Below are 16,784 nucleotides of genomic sequence, written 5' to 3' on the forward strand. Positions count from 1 at the left end.
ATTTCAAAAAAGAACGAATGGAGGAGTAGATGAACCGTAAGCAGATCGAGGTTTTCAAGAATCCCGGCAACGAATATCGCGGGGCGCCGTTCTGGGCGTGGAACGGCAAGCTGGAACCGCAGGAGCTGCGTCGCCAGATCCAGGTCATGCACCGCATGGGGCTGGGCGGCTTCTTCATGCACTCGCGCGTCGGGCTCGATACGCCATACCTGTCGCACGAGTGGTTCGATTGCGTGGAAGCCTGCGTGGACGAGGCCAAGAAGCTGAAGATGGGCGCCTGGCTCTACGACGAGGATCGCTGGCCATCCGGGGCGGCGGGCGGGTTGGTGACGAAGAATCCCAAGTACCGACTGCGTTCGGCCATGGTCAAGATGCTCGACACGGCCAAGGGGTTCACGTGGACGCCCGACACGCTCGCCGCCTTTGTGGCGCGGATTGAGGGCGTCGTGGCTCGCGACGTTCGCCAAGTGCCGCGCAACACCAGGCCGCCCAAGCTGGCCGAGGGCGAGAAGCTGGTGGCCTTCGTGGTAGAACTGCAGCCGTGCAGCAACTGGTATAACGGCTACACCTACCTCGACACCCTCAGTCACGAGGCGGTGAAGGCGTTCATCACGGTCACCCACGAAGCCTATCGCAAACGGTTCGGCAAGGAATTCGGCCAAGCGATTCCGGGCATGTTCACCGACGAGCCCAACTACGGGTACGTACTGGGATTCGACAACAATACCGGGAATCCCGGCGGGCTGCCTTGGACAGGCCGTCTGCCCGCCATCTTCAAGCAACGCTATGGCTACGACATCGTGCCCCACCTGATGGAAGTGGTCTTTGACGTTGAAGGCCATGCCATGACGCCAGCCCGCTACCACTACCACGACTGCATCACGCATCTCTATGTGGATGCCTTCAACCGCCAGATTGGCGAATGGTGCGCGAAGAATAAGATGATCTTTACCGGGCACCAGCTCTGCGAAGACTCGCTCTCCAGTCAGGTTGATAATGTCGGCAGTTGCATGCGCACCTATGAGCATATGCAGGCGCCCGGCATGGACCTGCTTACGGAGCACTGGCGCGTGTTCAACACGGCCAAGCAGGTCACGTCCGCCGCGCATCAGTTCGGCGCCAAGTGGCGCCTGACCGAGACCTACGGCTGCACGGGGTGGGACTTCCCGTTTGCTGGACACAAGGCGCTGGGCGACTGGCAGGCGGCTATGGGGATCAACCTGCGCTGTCAGCACCTCGCGTGGTACACCATGTCCGGGGAGGCCAAGCGCGACTACCCGGCCGGCATCTTCTACCAGTCGCCCTGGTGGGAACTCTATCCGAAGGTGGAAGACTACTTTGCCCGTATCCACGCCGTCATGACGCAGGGCGAGGAAGTCCGTGACCTGCTGGTGATCCATCCGGTCGAAAGCATGTGGATGCTGGTCCGGTCAGGATGGCGGAACCATCCGGAAACGCGAGTGCTCGACAAGGACTGCGAGAAGGCGACCGATTACCTGCTGGCCGCGCATGTCGACTTCGATTTTGGCGATGAGGAGCTCATGTCGCGCCATGCCGCCGTGGCCAAGGTCGGGGGCGCGCCGGTGCTGCGCGTGGCCAAGGCCCGCTACAAGGCTGTGCTGGTGCCGTCCATGAAGACCCTGCGGCGCAGCACGCTTGCGCTGCTCAAGAAGTTCAAGGCGGCGGGCGGTGTGGTGACGTTTGCAGGCGAGATTGCCGGGGCCATCGAAGGGGCGCCCTCGGACGACGTGAAGGCGTTTGCCGCCACGTGTCCGCACACGCCGGAGATCGGACCGGCCATGATTCCGCCCGTGGAGTCGGCGCGGCGTCTCTCCATTGCCGGGCCGGATGGACGCGAGATTGGTGCGGCGCTTTATCTGCTACGCGAGGACAAGGAGTCCTTCTATCTCTTCGTCTGCAATACCGGCGAGGATTTTGCGAACGCCACTGCGGGGCAGATGGGGCAGCCGCTGGCCCGTGATCGCAAGCTGGCGTTTGGAGACGTGCGCATCCGTGGCTTGGAGGGATGCGAGGGGACACCGCTGGAGCTGAATCCGGAGAACGCCGCTATTGTCGCGGCGCAGGCGTCTCGCAGTGGCAAAGGCTGGGAGATTCGAACCTCGCTGTCGGCGTTAGGGAGTCGGCTCTTCGTGATCCCCAAGGCGGCGAAGGGCGCGGCTGTTTCGCGGCCCGCACCAGTGAGCGTCGTGCGCAGCGAAACACTGGCAGACGAGCGTTGGCGCATCACCCTTTCAGAAGCCTCCAATCTGGTGCTCGATCGACCGCGCTACCGGATCGGCGACAAGCCGTGGCAGGTGGAGACGGATATCCTGCGTGTGGATAAAGCGGTGCGCGATGCGCTGGGCATTCCGCACCGCGGCGGCAACATGGTGCAGCCGTGGGCGCGGGAGAAGTCGGCCCAGCCGAAATCCACGACCGTCACGCTGGCTTACACGTTCGATTGCCAGGCGCTGCCGTCGGGCGATCTCTTCCTAGCGTTGGAAGAGCCGCAGACCTTCCGCGTCTCGCTCAATGGCCATGCGGTTACCAACACGGCCGAGTGCGGCTGGTGGGTGGATCGTTCCCTGCGGAAGTTGCCGCTGGATACCGCCTGCCTGAAGCTTGGCGCCAATGAGCTGGTGCTCGAGTGCGACTATGTCGAGACGCATCCGGGGCTGGAGATCGTGTATCTGCTCGGCAACTTTGGCACGGCGGTGCGCGACACGGCCGTTGCCCTGACGGCGCAGCCGACCGCACTCAAGGTTGGCGACTGGGTGGAGCAGGGGCTGGCGTTTTACAGCGGCTCCGTGGCCTATCGGCGCACGCTGGATCTGAAGCTGGCGGCAGACGAGCGGGTCTTTGTCCGTGTTCCGGACTATCGCGGCGTGGCCGTTCGTGTGCTGGTCAATGGGCAGACGGCAGGGATCATCGGCTGGCAACCGAACGAGGTGGACATCACTTCGCAGCTCAGTGACGGTCCGGTCGAGCTGGCGATTGAGGTGATCGGCCATCGGCGCAACTCGCATGGGCCGTTCCATCTCAAGGAAAAGTGGCCGTGGTGGACCGGGCCTGGCGAGTTCACGCGATCGGGCGATTCCTGGTTCGAGGGGTACCAGTTGGTGCCCTGCGGGTTGATGGCGCCACCGGTGGTGGAGGTTCGGAAGTAGCGGCTTTCTTAAGGTGTGAGCCTGAAGCCTCGCCCGCCCGCCCGACCCGTTCAACACTAAAGTTTTGAAAACAGCCACGCGGTGACGTATACGTCCTTCGTGTGACAAAACAACTGGCCCGGGTTGCTGAGCACGTCACACCAGCGGCAGGGGATCGGGGATGGCCTCCAGCGGCGGCAGGGGCGGCAGGCGGAGCCAGCGACAGGCGGCTTCCGGGGGCCCGTCCTCGGCTTCAAACCGATGCCGCCAGCGTTTCTGGAAGGCGAGCCCGTTGCGGGCCACCGTGGCGGCGTTGTTCCGGGCTGACGATCCCTGGGTGGTCGTGCTTTCGAAATGATACATCTCTGCGGCGGGTGTGTAGACCGCTCGCCAGCCCGCCTCGCGAAAGCGGTAGCAGAGATCGAAATCCTCAAACTGGACCGGGTGGAAGACCGGATCGAATCCGCCGTGGAGATTCAGGAGATCGGCTCGGACCATCAGGCAGGCGCTGATCAGGCACTGCACCTCGGCGGCAGCGGCCCAGGCGGGTGCGCCATTGGGCTCGCCGCGACCGCGAAAACAGACGTGGCCGCGGCGGGAGATGCCGACCCCGGCGCACTGAATCGCGACCCCGGGCGTGGGATAGACCAGCTTCGGCCCGACCAGCCCGACATCCGGTGCGATCTCAATCGCCTCGCGCAGGCGGGGCAGCCAGGCGCGGGTGCGCGGCGTGACGTCGTTGTCGTTAAACACCAGAAAGTCCCCCGTCGCCGCCGCAATTCCCTGGTTGCGGGCGGTCGAGCAGCCGACGTTTTCCGCGTTGCTGAGCAGGCGCACAGGGACCCCGCGCGCCGCGCCGAGGGGATATAATTCGTCCGCAACCCAGCGCGGTGTGTCGTCCGATGATCCGTTGTCCACCACCAGCAGTTCCCACGGCGCGTCACTGACGGTGTCGCGCACAAGCGCCGTCAGACACCGTCGCGTGACGGCGATTTGGTTGTAGGTGAGTGTGATGACGGAGTAGCGCATGCTCAAGCCCGTGCTGTGTGTCGCGGCGGAGGGGGCGCTTTCGGCCCCCGTCCGGATGATCAATTCGCCGATTCCGCAAGGTCCCGTGCCGCCGCCGCAATGGCGGCTATATCGGGGATGCAGGCGGACTCCAGGACTTTGGATGCAGGGATGGGGCAGTTGGGGCCGGCGAGACGCCGGATTGGAGCGTCGAGCGAATCGTAGGCCGCCTCGAAAATGCGGGTGGCGATTTCGGCGCCGAAGCCGCCGGTGACCGGGCCCTCCTCGACGATCAGCACGCGGCCGGTCTTCCGTGCCGCCGTCACCAAGGTCTCGGTGTCGAGCGGGGCGAGGGTGCGCAGATCCACCACCTCGGCGGTAATCCCCGCAGCGGCCAACTGGTGTGCGGCTGCCAGGCAGAGGTGGGCCATGTAGGACCAGGCGATGAGGGTGACGCGGTCGCCCGAGTGCGTGATGCGCGCGCGGCCGAACGGGACGGGCGGCGGCAGGTTCCCGCCGATTTTCCATCGGAGCGGGTAGAGCAGCTTGTGCTCCAGAAAGAGGACCGGGTTTGCGCCGCGCAGCGCCGTCTGCAGCAGCCCCGAAGCGTCGGCGGCGTCGGCCGGCGCGGCGATGCGCAGGCCCGGAATTCCGGTGAACAGCCGCTCGAGCGTCTGCGAGTGGGTGGCGCCATAGCCGCGGCCGCCGCCGGTTGGGGCGCGCACGACGAGGGGGCAGGGGATCTGGTAGATATAGTGCAGCTTGGCCGCGAGATTCGCAAGCTGGTCCACCGCCAGCGTGATGAAGTCCATGAACATGATCTCGACCACGGGACGGAGTCCGGCGGCGGCGGCGCCGATGGCGGCGCCGACCAGCGCCTGTTCGGAGATGGGGGTGTCGCGGACGCGGCCGGGGCCGAATTCGGCGAGCAACCCCTGGGTCACGCCGAACGCGCCGCCATAGGCGCCGATGTCCTCTCCCATCAGCATGACGGATGGATCGCGCCGCATCTCGGCGGCCAGGGTTTCACGGATGGCCAGGGTGAAGGTTTTCATAAGAATGACGAGGGAACACGGCGTCAGTCCGACGCGAAGACGCCTTCGGTGACGGTGGCGGGGTCGGGGGCGGGACTCGCCTCGGCGAAGCGAATGGCAACGGCGATGGCCTGTTCGGCGCGGGTGCGGCAGGCGGCGAAGCGCGCCGGGTCGGTGTTGCCGGCTGCGCGCAGGTGCGCCTCTAGGTGGCGGATCGGCTCGCGCTGCCAGGCGTCGGCCTCCTCGGCCGGGGAGCGATAGGCGCGGGGATCCCCCTTGGAATGTCCCGAAAGGCGGTAGGTCTCGCATTCAACCAGCGAGGGCCCCGAGCCGGCCCGGGCGCGCGCCAGGGCGGTTTCAACGGCCGCGCGGACATCGGCCACGACGTTGCCGTCGACGGCGCAACCGGGTATGCCGTAGGCGGCGCCCCGTTCGGCCAGGCGCGTGTTGGCGAGGCCGGCGGCGACGGGTGTGGACATGGCGTAGCGGTTGTTCTCGCAGATCACGACGAGCGGGAGGCGCCAGAGCGCGGCCAGATTGAGCGATTCGTGGAACAGCCCCTCATTGGCGGCGCCATCGCCGATGATGCAGACCACGGCGCGGCCGGTGCGGCGGTGCTGGGCTTCGAGCGCGAGGCCGCAGGCGAAGGCCATGCTGCCGGCGGTGATTCCGTTGGACCCGTAGAAGCCGAGCGCGGTGTCGGCCATCATCTGGCTTCCGCCGCGACCGCGCGAATAGCCAGTCGCCTTACCGAACATTTCGGCCATCATTCGTCCGGGATCACCGCCGACGGCGATGAAATGCCCGTGGCCGCGGTGCGTGCTGGTGAGCGCATCCCCCGGCCTCAGGGCGGCTGCGACACCCACCGCGACCGCCTCCTGGCCGATGCAGACATGGGCCGTGCCCATGATGCGCCCCTCCGAAAACAAACGCTCCACCGCCTCTTCAAAACAGCGGATCAACACCATGCGTTCATAACTTGCCCAATCATCCATGGAAATTCTCCGTCGATGCGGCACAGTGTAGCGACTTTTATGCCAATGCGCCAGTGGTCAGTTTGTATTTCGATAGAGGAAGTGCTTGCAATGAACCGCCAAATCGCTAATACTATCGCCTCACATTAGCTTTACCAGCGGATTTCAAGGAGGATGCAATGGGAACAGGTCGCACACTTAATAAGAAGCCCCGCACGCGCCCCGTAAAGAGCGAAGGCGAGCGTCGGCGTCGTCAGAAGGTTCAGAAAAAGCGCCTGATCGGATTGGGCGTCGCAGGCGCCGACGCTCAGAAACTGGCGCCGGAAACGGTTCGCATCATGCTGAAGCGACCGGCCAAGGTCAAGCTGGCGGTCGCGCGCAAGGCGGCCAAGGCCGTCGCCGCGGTCGTGTGAGGTCGGAACGGATTGCGGGTAGAGCGAAGCCGCCGGAACGCAGGGTGCGTCCGGCGGCGTTTTATTTTTTGATCGAGGTGTTATGATCACGGATCTTGCGTGTAATCGGTGCGAGGCGGTCCTGGCGGACTGGCTGGGACAGGCGTTCGCCGCCGCATTCGGGGCAGAGGCGGCGGGGGTGACGATCCGTGTGCAGCCGACCGTCGACGCCCAGTTCGGCGATTTTCAATGCAACGACGCGATGCCTCTGGCCAAACGGCTCAAGCAGTCGCCGCGCGTGATCGCCGAGGCGGTTATTCGGGCGTTGCCGCTTCCCGAGTGCATCGAAAAGGTCGGGGTGGCGGGCCCGGGATTCATCAACCTCACCGTCCATCCCGCCTGGCTGGCTGGTGAAGTGACGAGGCTTCTGGCCGCGCCGCGCTGCGGCATCCCGTCCGTCGGCACCGGCCAGACGATCATTATCGACTACTCCAGCCCCAATGTCGCCAAGCCGATGCACATCGGCCACATCCGTTCCACGGTGATCGGCAACGCCCTGGACCGGATGTTCCGCGCGCTGGGCTACACCGTCATCGCCGATAACCATCTCGGCGACTGGGGGACGCAATTTGGCATCCTCATCATGGGCTACCGCACGTTCCTCGATCCCGCCCGCCTGGAGCAGTCGCCCATCGAGGAGCTGGAGCGGGTCTATGTCGCCAGCTACAACCGGACGAAAGAGGATCCCGCCTGGATCGACACGTGCCGCGCCGAGCTGGTGAAGTTGCAGCAGGGAGATGCGGCGAACCTCGAGATCTGGAGGCGATTCATCAGCCTCAGCATGAGCGAATTCGAACGGATCTACGCCCGCCTCGGCGTCACCTTCGACCTGTGCAGGGGCGAGAGCTTCTATAACAACCGCCTGGGGGAGACCGTTGCGTTGTTGCACACGCGGGGGCTGTCGTGCGAGAGCGAGGGCGCGGTGGTCGTCCGGCTGGAGGACGAGGGGATGCCTGTCTGCATCGTTCGCAAGAGCGACGGGGGCTTCAACTACGCAACGACCGACATCGCCACCGTGCGCAGCCGCGTGGAGGAGTTTGACCCCAGCCGCATCATCTATGTCACCGACGAGCGGCAACAGTTGCACTTCAAGCAGTTTTTCGCCGTCTGTCGTAAACTCGGCTGCACGACCGATCTGGAGCACGTCTGGTTCGGTCTGATGCGGCTGCCGGAGGGGACGTTCTCGACGCGCCAGGGCAACGTGATCCGGCTCGACGCCCTGCTGGACGAGGCCGAGCGGCGCGCCCGCGCGATCCTCGACGCCTCGGAGTCGGCGATGTCCGAAGCGGAGAAGCGCGAGCTGGCGGCGGTGATTGGCATCGGCGCCGTCAAATACGCCGACCTGAGCCACGATCCCCAGAACATGATCGTCTTCACCTGGGAGAAGGCACTGGCGCTGGAGGGGAACTCCGGGCCGTACCTGCAATACGCCCATGCGCGCATTTGCAGCCTGCTCGACAAATATGCCGACCAGGTTCCCGGCCGCGAGCCGCGCGCCAACGCCCTGATCCTGGGCGACGCCATCGAAAAGGCGCTGGCGCTGCAACTGATGCAGTTTCCGGCCGCTGTCGTTCGCGCCGCCAATGCCTACAAGCCGAGTATTCTGGCCGACTATTTGTTCGCCCTGTCGCAGACCTATAGCAGTTTTTATCAGCGCTCGCCCGTGCTCAAGGCCGCTGCGGAGGTGCGCGACAGCCGCGTCTGCCTCTGCGCGCGCGTGGCCGACGTGTTGCGCGAAGGGCTGGGGTTGCTCGGCATCGGCACGCCGCGAAGGATTTAGATGCAAGATGAATGACGCGTTGCTCGCTGAGTCCGATTCACCCGTAGCGGCCGCCGATGGCCCAGGCGGCGAAAGTCTCGCCAATCATCGCTCTTCCCGTCAGTCTGCTCTCGGGTGGGAAGAGAGGATAAGTCGTCGGTTCCGCAACCTGTCCACACGGGGTGCCGCGCGTTGGCGTACGATGCCGGAGAGGCCCCGCACCCTGATCATGACGGTGCTCTATGCGCTGGTCGGAGCGGGGGGGGCCATTCTCTTTCTCAAGCTGACCCATTTTTTCTACGCCAAGGGCCTGCCAGTGATGGCGGGCAAGGGCATCTGGACGTTTGCCTGGCAGAGCTTTTTGTTGCTGGGAGGGTCGTCGTTGGCGGTTGGGCTGTTGCTTCATTTCGTCTGTCCGGAGGCGGCCGGGAGCGGCGTTCCACAGATCAAGGTGGCGTATTGGAAGCATTTCGGCGTGCTGTCGTGGCGGCCAGCGTGGGTGAAGCTGGTGGCGGGGGTGATTAGCTTGAGCGGCGGATCGAGTCTTGGGCGGGAAGGGCCGTCCGTTTTTGCCGGCAGCGCAGCCGCATCGGCGCTGGCGGGGACATTGGGTGAGACCCGCGCACGTCGGCGCGGAGCGACAGCGTCCGGCGCGGCGGCGGCGTTGGCGGCGGCGTTCAACACGCCGCTGGCGGGAATCACTTTTGTGTTGGAAGAGATCATCGGCGATATGAACAGCCGCTACCTGGGTCCTTGTATCGTGGCGGCCGTGACGGGAGCCTTTGCGGTCTATGCCTGCATCGGTCGGCAGCCGTCATTTGTCCTTCCCGAAGTGGCGGGCGTCGGCTGGTATGTCCTGGCATTGACGCTGCTGGTCGCGGTTGCGGCCGCCGGGGTGGGCGTGGGCTTGCAGCGGGGCACGATGTGGTTGCGTCGGCGGGTGCGTGAGCGCAGCCGGTTGCCCGTGTGGCTACGTCCGGTGGTGGGAGGGCTGACGACTTGGGTCCTGGGCGTCGCGGCGTTCATCGTGGTCGGACGTCTCGGGGTGTTCAGTCTGGGCTATGATGATCTGTCCGATGCCATGCAGCGGGGCATGGTTTGGCAGGTGGCGGCGGTTCTGCTGATCGCCAAACTGGGTGCCACGATCGCCTCATACGCCTGGGGAGGGTGCGGGGGTATATTTGCGCCCACGTTGTTTCTGGGTGCCATGACCGGGTTTCTGTGTGGCGGCGTGATGAATCTCGTTTCAGGCTGGACCGGCTGGGGAGGCGGGGTTCTGGGGCAGCACGAGATGATTGTGCTGGCATCGGTCGGAATGAGCGCCTGTTTTGGTGCCACGGTCCGTGCCCCGATGACGGCTATGCTCATGATCTTCGAAATGACCCATCGGTTTGAGATGATACCGGCGTTGATGATCGGGACGGTGGCGAGTCAGGCGGTAGCGCGTCTGATGACTGGCAAGATGAACTTTTATGAGGAGGTGCTGATTCAGGATGGGTATCACCCGGACGAGGTCGATCCGCCGCGCGATTTGCATTCCTGGCAGCAACAGTCCGTCCAGATCGTAATGAATACTCGCCCAGTCATGGTGGAGGATCGTTCGCCGGAATGTCTGCGAGGGTTTATGGTCGAGCATCGTTACAAAACCTTTCCGGTCGTCGCCGATGGGCGCTATGTCGGGGTAGTGCGGAGATCAGCGATGGTGGAGGCATTACGGACGGCAAGCGAGGTGCCGATCGAGCATGCGACGATCTGCAGCGGAGCGGAGACGATCCAGACGGCGGCGGCACGGATGGTGCGAGAATCCTCCGATGTGAGTGTGTGGGTCGATGTGAAGACGGGGGCGGTCAAGGGAATTGTCACCCTGCACGACCTCTTTCGTGCACAAAACCGTGCCGCCGTTTCGTGACGCTCATAAGGGCTCATAGGCTTATAAGGGACGGGCCTGAATGGCGGCCCCGTACCAGACCCTCGCGCCCGCCGCCGAACTCGGCTTCCCCTTCCTCCCCGCCCACGTCGTCCGCTGCTGCTATCGCCCCTTCGACGTCCGCTGGCTCTACTGGGAACCGGAGACCAAGCTTCTCGACGAGAAACGGAGCGACTATTTTCCGCAGGTGTTTGAGGGGAATATCTGGATTGAGGCACGGCAGAAGCAAACGCAGGAGAAGTTTGACCGCGGGTTCTTCACGCGGTATCTGGCCGACAATTTCGGCAACGGGCTGTCCACTTTCTTCCCCCTCCACCTCCGCTCCGACGGCTCGTCGCTGCTGGAGGCGGCGGGAGCGCGTCCGAACCTGAGCGAGGCGGCGGGCGCCTATCTGGCCCGTCTCGGCGCGGAGCCCGAAGATCTCTTCTACCACGCGCTGGCGGTGCTGCACGCGTCCGCCTACCGGAGCGAAAACGCGGGCGCGCTGCGGCAGGAGTGGCCGCGCGTGCCGCTGCCGGGGTGGGGTGTGGACGCGGCGTCCCGCCGCGTTTCTGACGGTGTGGACGCGACGTCCTCGTCGCGTTCCACGCGGCGGGACGCCGCGTCCACCTTGCGCGCCTCGGCCGCCGCGTGGCGGCGCTGCTCGACAGCGAGACGCCGGTGCCCGGCGTGACCTGCGGCTCGGTCCGCGACGACCTCAAGCCGATCGCGGTCTGCGTCCGCGCCGACGGCCGGCAGGTCAACCCCGACACGGGCGATCTCGACCTCACGGCCGGCTGGGGCCACGTCGGCCAGGGCGGCGTGACCATGCCGGGGCGGGGGAGGGTGGAGGAAACGCTCAACGCCCAACGTTCCTTGAATATCTACCTCAACGACACGATCCTGTGGCGCAACGTCCCCGAGGCGGTGTGGGCGTACACCCTTGGCGGCTATCAGGTCATCAAGAAATGGCTCTCCTACCGCGAAAAGCCGCTCCTCGGCCGCGGCCTCACCCGCGACGAGGTCCGCCACGTCACCGACAGCGCCCGCCGGATTGCGGCGCTGATCGGGATACGGGGGGAGTTGGATGTTGTTTACCGGAAGGTGGAAGAAACTGTAGCATCTATTAGGCTAAGCATATGACAAAGAAGAATATCCTGTTTGCATTATTCACAATACCGTTTGCCATACTGACAGTCATAACCATTCTTGGTGTTCTTGAGGTGATCAAGATTCGAGATGGATATCTTGACAAACTGTTTTATGTGCTCATCCTCGAACTTATAGCGTGCTTTAAGTTTGAATCCTGGAGACATCATTTCTCTTAAGGGGATACTGGATACTTCTCGTACGAGCAATGGGCCAGATATTGAGGCAGAAGATTTCACCTTAGACAAGCTGGTTGATCCTTAGTTCATATTGGCGCCCTAATGTGCAGGCGCGTGTTGACAATATACCAGGAATGGGATATTCTGGCCTCATGAAACCGCTTCATTGGTTGCACGGAGCCGTGAAGACGCCGCCGATGACCGCAAATGCGCGCAAGGAGATGGGCTTCCTATTGCGGTTGCTGCAGGACGGCGAAAGACTGGGGCTGCCACGCTCGCGCCCGATGCCCTCGATCGGCTTGGGGTGCCACGAGTTGCGTGTGACCGATGCGGGCGGCGAATGGCGGTTGGTTTACGCGCTTGCTGGTGGCGCTGTCGTTGTTCTGGACGTGTTTCAAAAGAAGACACGGGCAACGCCCCAGGCGGTTGTTGATCAGTGCACGAAGCGGTTGCGTGACTATGCGAAGAGAGGTGAGTAATGAAAGCCATCGGTAAGGGTTGGGTGGAAGGAAGTGTACAGGAGTTCTTGGATCTTTCCGATGCCGAGGCCGCCTACGTGGAGGCCAAAGCGGTTCTCACACGGGCCGTGAAGGAGCGGCGTTTGGCGATTGGGCTGTCCCAGGTTCAACTTGCGCACGCCTTGGGAACCAGTCAGAGCCGGCTTTCGTTCATCGAGAAGGGCGATCCCTCCGTCAGTCTTGATTTGACAATCCGTGCGCTGTTTGAGACGGGGCTCGATCGGAAAGGTGTCGCAGCCGTCATGGCGGGCAAGAAGTCTGGAAAGGATAAGATCTGAATGTTGAGCGTTCCCTGGACATCTACCTCAACGACACGACCCTCTGGCGCAACGTCCCCGAGGCGGTATGGGCGTACACCCTTGGCGGCTATCAGGTTCTCAAGAAATGGCTCTCCTGCCGCGAAAAACCGCTCCTTGGCCGCGGCCTCACCCGCGACGAGGTCCGCCACGTCACCGACAGCGCCCGCCGGATTGCGGCGCTGATCGGGATGCGGGAGGAGTTGAACGGGAACTATGCGGCAACACGAGCGGGCTGAGTGAGGAGCATGTGATGGAGACAAACAAAGCTGCTATTCCTGCCGAGCGGATCGAGCGGGCGATCTACCTCATACGCGGGCAGAAGGTCATGCTGGATCGTGATCTCGCCGCGCTGTATGGGGTCGAGACAAAACGGTTGAAAGAGGCTGTCCGCAGGAATATCGAACGATTCCCCGCCGACTTCATGTTCGTGCTTTCCGGCGAGGAATTTTCAAATTGGAGGTCGCATTTTGCGACCTCCAATTCCGACCGCATGGGGCTGCGTCATGCACCGATGGCTTTTACTGAGCAGGGCGTGGCGATGCTTTCCTCCGTGGTGAACAGCAGGAGCGCGATCGAGGTCAACATCGCGATCATGCGCACGTTCGTGAAACTGCGCCGGATGCTGGAGAGCCACACCAGGCTGGCCAGGAAACTTGCCGATCTGGAGGCCAGATACGATGAGCAGTTCCGCGTGGTGTTCGAGGTATTGAACGAACTGATGGCGCCACCCGAGCCAAAGCGTGCCCCGATCGGCTTCCGCGTGTGCGAACGTCCGGCTCGGTACGCGGTGCGGCGCGCGTGAACCGCTGCCGCCGGGGCGTGGAACGGGCTTTTAGAAAGGACCTTACCGCTGATGTCGCGATTCTTCAGGGTATCCTGCGATGGGGCGAAGGTGCGGATACGCCCGCGACTTCGCTTTGAGAAGGCTGAACTATGCAGACACTCGTCACACACACAAAGCAGGAAGAGATCAAGGCGCGACTCGTTGAGATTGAACGCATCGAGGGTGTTCGCATCCTGTACGCGTGCGAATCGGGTAGCCGGGCGTGGGGGTTCCCATATGCCCTGCGCCCGCTGCTCGCCTGCCTCTGGCTGGAGCAGGGGCGCGGACCTGTTCCGACTGAGTTCCAGACGCTTGTAAAGACGGTTGTTCGGCCGGGGCCGCTCTTGGATGCGATCAACGGACTGCTTGAAAGCAAGCGGCAGGGGCACGAATTGGGTGAAGGCGCGCGCATCCCGGCCTTCGATGACTTTCTGTAAGAGGATGGCCTTCTTGCAGAGGCCGAAGCGGTGACGCTCAAGCGCGTGTTTGCCTTCCAAGTGAGGCTCCTTGATACGTTTGCCTTGGATTCCGCTGGGTTCAGGATTGAACATTTCACCGGAATGAACTATGCTCTCCCGCATTCGCAACAGGTTGTAGCAATCGGCTGATAAAGGGCTGCGTGTATGCACGTTGAGGAAACCACGGATTGCCTGCTCTCGCTTCCCGCCGCCGGTGTCACCGGCTTCAAGCCATGGAATCCGGCGTCGGCGGGTTTCTTTGTGACCTCCGACCCGCCGGGCAGTCAGCTCGGATCGGGCGGCGGCACGGCCCATGTGCTCCATCAGGCGTGGCAGGCCTCGCCGGCGCGGCAGACCGGGGGGTTTGAGGCTTGGCTGGAGGCCTCGCGCAAGCTGATTGTCCATGGCAGCGGCCAGAGCCGCCGTCTTCCGGCTTATGCCGCCGAAGGAAAGCCGTTGCTGCCCTTGCCGCTGTTGCCAGCGCGCGCGGGACAGGCGCCCGATCAGCGGCTCATCGACTTTCAACTGGACGCCTACAGCCGCATCCTCCGTCATGCGCCCGCCTCCTACCGGGTGATGATCACCTGCGGCGATGTCCTGCTGACGAACCCGGCGTTCACCCCTGCCTTTCCTGACGCCGATGTCTTGATCGTCGGCATCCGCTCGACGCCCGACGAGGGGAGCCGCCATGGCGTCCTGTTCTGCCGCAACGCGGCGACGGGCGCCCTGGATTTCTTCCTGCAAAAGCCGCCGCCCGAAAAGACCCGCGTGCTGTCCGACTCCCACGCCTTTTACCTCGACACCGGCGTGTGGCTGCTGAGTGCACGCGCCGTCTCGGTGCTCGTGCGCACGTGCGGCTGGTCGTCCGAGACCCAGACGTATGCGGGCGGCGCGCCATCGCACTACGAATTGTTTGACCGTTTCGGCCTCGCCCTCGGGGCGTCGCCTGTTGCGCCTGATCCCCAGATCTCCGCGCTTTCCGCAGCGGTCCTTCCCCTGCCCGCCGGGCGCTTCTTCCATTTTGGCACCAGCCGCAGCATCATCTCCTCCGCCGTTGAGTTGGCCCAGGCATCCGAGCGCGCCCATGCCGTGGGACTGGGCTCGGCGGAGGCGCACGAACATTGCCTGAGCATGAACGCCGACCTGCGTGTGCCGCTCACGGGCGCGAACCGGCTGCTCTGGATCGAAAACGCCGTCATCCCCGCCGATTGGACGCTGCGCGACCGCCACGTCCTCACCGGCATCCCCGCTAACACCTGGGCGCTTGATCTCCCCTCCGGCGTCTGCCTGGACTGCATCGGCCTGCGCGCCGAGGCAGGCGTCTGCCTGCGCGTCTACGGCTTTGACGATCCCTTCCGCGGGGCGCTGACCGACCCCGCCACGCGGTGGATGGAACGCTCCTTTGCCGACTGGCTGAAGGCACGCGGCCTCTCCTGCCAACAGGCGGGGCTTGCCCCAGACATCGACATCCAGGACGCGCCGCTCTTTCCGAGGCTCGCTGCGGACGATCCGCGCTGCGGGCCGTTGCTCGCGTGGATGACGGCGCTCAGCCCCACCCCCGATTCCGCATCCCTCCGACTCTGGCTGGACGCGCCGCGAGTCTCGGCGTCGGACCTGCTGTGCCGGGCCGATACGGCGGCGCGCGGCGCCGCGCGCTCGGATGCCGTCGATGCCGTTCTCGCCGGCCAACCGGCTCAGGCCTGGCAGAAGCGCTGCCTGTCGCTCGATCTCGAAGCCGTCGCGCGCCGGGTGGAGGGGGCTCCGGCCGCCGCCCTTCCGCCGCCGTTGGAGGCTCAGGGCAGCAACGTCTCCGAACTGGCCGCCGTGCATGACGTGGCCTTGCGTGACCGGCTCACCTCCGCCGTCGCTCGGCCCAACCGCGCCGCCGGTCGTCTGCGCGACCTGCTGGTGGCCAAACTGGCCGTGGCGCCGGTTTCGCCTCGCCGCGCGGCGGGAGAGGATCAGATCGTGTGGGGGCGTGCGCCCGCCCGCCTCGATTTTGCCGGCGGCTGGACCGATACCCCGCCCTATTGCCTCGAGCACGGCGGCCGCGTGGTCAATCTGGCGGTCAACCTCAACGGTCAGCCGCCGGTGCAGGCGTTCGCGCGCGTCTGCGAAAAGCCGTGCCTCGTGATTCGCAGCATTGATCTCGGCGTCGGAGAGGTGATCGAGACCACCGAAGACCTGCTGGCCGAAGAGCGGCTCGGCAGCGGTTTCGGCATCGCCCGCGCGGCCTTCCGCCTCGCCGGGTTCGACCCCGCCTTCAACGCCTCGGGTCGCGGCGCGCCGCTGGCTCAGTTTCTCCGCGACACGTTTGGCGGCGGCATCGAGCTCACCCTGCTCGCCGCGATTCCCAAGGGTTCGGGGCTGGGCACCAGCAGCATCCTGGCCGCCACCCTGCTCGGCACGCTCGGCGACCTCGCCGGCCTGCACTGGAACGAGCAGGATCTGTTTACCCGCACCCTCGCGCTGGAGCAGATCCTCACCTCCGGCGGCGGCTGGCAGGACCAGGTCGGCGGCATGGTCGGCGGATTGAAGCAGATCGAAAGCGCCCCCGGCCTGCAGCAGAAGCCGGTCATCCGCTGGCTGCCGACCTCGATGCTCGATGCGGCCATCGCCGACAAGCGGTTCCAGCTTTATTACACGGGGCTGACACGCGTGGCGCACAATATTCTGGGCGAAATTGTGAAGGGGCTTTTCCTCAACGACGCCGAGCGTATCCGCACCATCGAGGCGATCGGCTTGAACGCCGACTTCGCCGCAGAGGCGCTGCAGCGGAACGACTGGCCGGTTTTTGTCGAGGCGATCCGCCGGAGCTGGCTCCTGAACCGCATGCTCGACACGGGAACCAATCCGGCCGAGGTGCAGGCGATCATCGATCGCGTGTCGCCCTGGCTCGCTGCCACCAAGCTGACCGGCGCGGGCGGCGGCGGCTACATGCTCCTGCTAACCGACACGCCGGAACAGGGAGCGCGCCTGCGCCGGGAACTGCTGGACAACCCGCCGAATGGGCGCGCCCGCTTTGTCGATGTCTCCATCTCGCACTCCGGCCTTGAAATCACCCGCAGTTAAGGAACTC

14 protein-coding genes are annotated in these 16,784 nt (G+C 64.5%); 11 read left to right on the forward strand and 3 right to left on the reverse strand.

Annotation, left to right across the window (positions count from 1 at the left end; genetic code table 11):
• The first annotated feature begins 29 nt into the window (after positions 1-29).
• Positions 30-3,167 carry a hypothetical protein gene (locus tag FJ222_01200; GenBank protein MBM4163051.1) on the forward strand — a complete coding sequence of 1,046 codons (3,138 nt, stop codon included), beginning with the start codon at positions 30-32 and terminating at the stop codon, positions 3,165-3,167.
• Positions 3,168-3,302: 135 nt separating this feature from the next.
• On the opposite strand, the gene FJ222_01205 is transcribed toward FJ222_01200, so the two are convergent.
• The 3 genes from FJ222_01205 to FJ222_01215 are packed head-to-tail and all read right to left on the reverse strand — an operon-like array spanning position 3,303 to position 6,183.
• Complete coding sequence (locus FJ222_01205) at positions 3,303-4,238, reverse strand: glycosyltransferase family 2 protein (GenBank protein ID MBM4163052.1); 936 nt, start codon at positions 4,236-4,238, stop codon at positions 3,303-3,305.
• A complete protein-coding gene (locus FJ222_01210) occupies positions 4,235-5,215 on the reverse strand; it encodes an alpha-ketoacid dehydrogenase subunit beta (protein ID MBM4163053.1) in 981 nt (326 codons plus the stop codon). Before FJ222_01210 ends, FJ222_01205 begins: the two co-directional genes overlap by 4 nt.
• 17 nt (positions 5,216-5,232) lie before the next feature.
• Positions 5,233-6,183, reverse strand: coding sequence for a thiamine pyrophosphate-dependent dehydrogenase E1 component subunit alpha (locus tag FJ222_01215; GenBank protein ID MBM4163054.1), 951 nt, complete (start codon positions 6,181-6,183; stop codon positions 5,233-5,235).
• A 158-nt stretch (positions 6,184-6,341) separates the two neighbouring features.
• Here FJ222_01215 and FJ222_01220 point away from each other — a divergent pair, with 158 nt between their 5' ends.
• The 10 genes from FJ222_01220 (at position 6,342) to fkp (ending at position 16,777) form a co-directional block, all read left to right on the forward strand.
• Complete coding sequence (locus tag FJ222_01220) at positions 6,342-6,575, forward strand: hypothetical protein (protein MBM4163055.1); 234 nt, start codon at positions 6,342-6,344, stop codon at positions 6,573-6,575.
• Positions 6,576-6,657: 82 nt separating this feature from the next.
• Positions 6,658-8,394 carry an arginine--tRNA ligase gene (gene argS, locus FJ222_01225; protein MBM4163056.1) on the forward strand — a complete coding sequence of 579 codons (1,737 nt, stop codon included), beginning with the start codon at positions 6,658-6,660 and terminating at the stop codon, positions 8,392-8,394.
• Positions 8,395-8,401: 7 nt separating this feature from the next.
• Positions 8,402-10,282: a CBS domain-containing protein gene (locus tag FJ222_01230; protein ID MBM4163057.1), complete on the forward strand. Its 1,881-nt coding sequence runs from the start codon at positions 8,402-8,404 to the stop codon at positions 10,280-10,282.
• A gap of 40 nt (positions 10,283-10,322) precedes the next feature.
• The gene (locus tag FJ222_01235; protein MBM4163058.1) at positions 10,323-10,973 is read left to right on the forward strand and encodes a hypothetical protein; all 651 of its coding nucleotides are present in this window, start codon (positions 10,323-10,325) and stop codon (positions 10,971-10,973) included.
• Positions 10,961-11,422, forward strand: a complete 462-nt coding sequence (locus tag FJ222_01240) for a hypothetical protein (GenBank protein ID MBM4163059.1) — start codon at positions 10,961-10,963, stop codon at positions 11,420-11,422. Before FJ222_01235 ends, FJ222_01240 begins: the two co-directional genes overlap by 13 nt.
• 319 nt (positions 11,423-11,741) lie before the next feature.
• Positions 11,742-12,086: a type II toxin-antitoxin system RelE/ParE family toxin gene (locus FJ222_01245; GenBank protein MBM4163060.1), complete on the forward strand. Its 345-nt coding sequence runs from the start codon at positions 11,742-11,744 to the stop codon at positions 12,084-12,086.
• The gene (locus tag FJ222_01250; protein ID MBM4163061.1) at positions 12,086-12,403 is read left to right on the forward strand and encodes a helix-turn-helix domain-containing protein; all 318 of its coding nucleotides are present in this window, start codon (positions 12,086-12,088) and stop codon (positions 12,401-12,403) included. The genes FJ222_01245 and FJ222_01250 overlap by 1 nt, the downstream gene beginning before the upstream one ends.
• A gap of 271 nt (positions 12,404-12,674) precedes the next feature.
• The gene (locus tag FJ222_01255; protein MBM4163062.1) at positions 12,675-13,226 is read left to right on the forward strand and encodes an ORF6N domain-containing protein; all 552 of its coding nucleotides are present in this window, start codon (positions 12,675-12,677) and stop codon (positions 13,224-13,226) included.
• A 131-nt stretch (positions 13,227-13,357) separates the two neighbouring features.
• A complete protein-coding gene (locus FJ222_01260; protein MBM4163063.1) occupies positions 13,358-13,684 on the forward strand; it encodes a hypothetical protein in 327 nt (108 codons plus the stop codon).
• A 186-nt stretch (positions 13,685-13,870) separates the two neighbouring features.
• A complete protein-coding gene (gene fkp / locus FJ222_01265) occupies positions 13,871-16,777 on the forward strand; it encodes a bifunctional fucokinase/L-fucose-1-P-guanylyltransferase (protein ID MBM4163064.1) in 2,907 nt (968 codons plus the stop codon).
• The last annotated feature ends 7 nt before the right edge of the window (positions 16,778-16,784 follow it).

The sequence above is a fragment of the Lentisphaerota bacterium genome, assembly GCA_016873675.1.
GTDB lineage: Bacteria > Verrucomicrobiota > Kiritimatiellia > RFP12 > JAAYNR01 > VGWG01.

Excerpts from the sequence above, each read along its gene's own strand:
- FJ222_01255 (MBM4163062.1), top strand. The coding sequence starts at position 12,675 with ATGGAGACAAACAAAGCTGCTATTCCTGCCGAGCGGATCGAGCGGGCG.
- FJ222_01220 (MBM4163055.1), top strand. The coding sequence starts at position 6,342 with ATGGGAACAGGTCGCACACTTAATAAGAAGCCCCGCACGCGCCCCGTA.
- FJ222_01215 (MBM4163054.1), bottom strand. The coding sequence starts at position 6,183 with ATGGATGATTGGGCAAGTTATGAACGCATGGTGTTGATCCGCTGTTTT.
- FJ222_01200 (MBM4163051.1), top strand. The coding sequence starts at position 30 with ATGAACCGTAAGCAGATCGAGGTTTTCAAGAATCCCGGCAACGAATAT.
- FJ222_01250 (MBM4163061.1), top strand. The coding sequence starts at position 12,086 with ATGAAAGCCATCGGTAAGGGTTGGGTGGAAGGAAGTGTACAGGAGTTC.
- argS (MBM4163056.1), top strand. The coding sequence starts at position 6,658 with ATGATCACGGATCTTGCGTGTAATCGGTGCGAGGCGGTCCTGGCGGAC.
- FJ222_01230 (MBM4163057.1), top strand. The coding sequence starts at position 8,402 with ATGAATGACGCGTTGCTCGCTGAGTCCGATTCACCCGTAGCGGCCGCC.
- fkp (MBM4163064.1), top strand. The coding sequence starts at position 13,871 with ATGCACGTTGAGGAAACCACGGATTGCCTGCTCTCGCTTCCCGCCGCC.
- FJ222_01235 (MBM4163058.1), top strand. The coding sequence starts at position 10,323 with ATGGCGGCCCCGTACCAGACCCTCGCGCCCGCCGCCGAACTCGGCTTC.
- FJ222_01245 (MBM4163060.1), top strand. The coding sequence starts at position 11,742 with ATGGGATATTCTGGCCTCATGAAACCGCTTCATTGGTTGCACGGAGCC.
- FJ222_01260 (MBM4163063.1), top strand. The coding sequence starts at position 13,358 with ATGCAGACACTCGTCACACACACAAAGCAGGAAGAGATCAAGGCGCGA.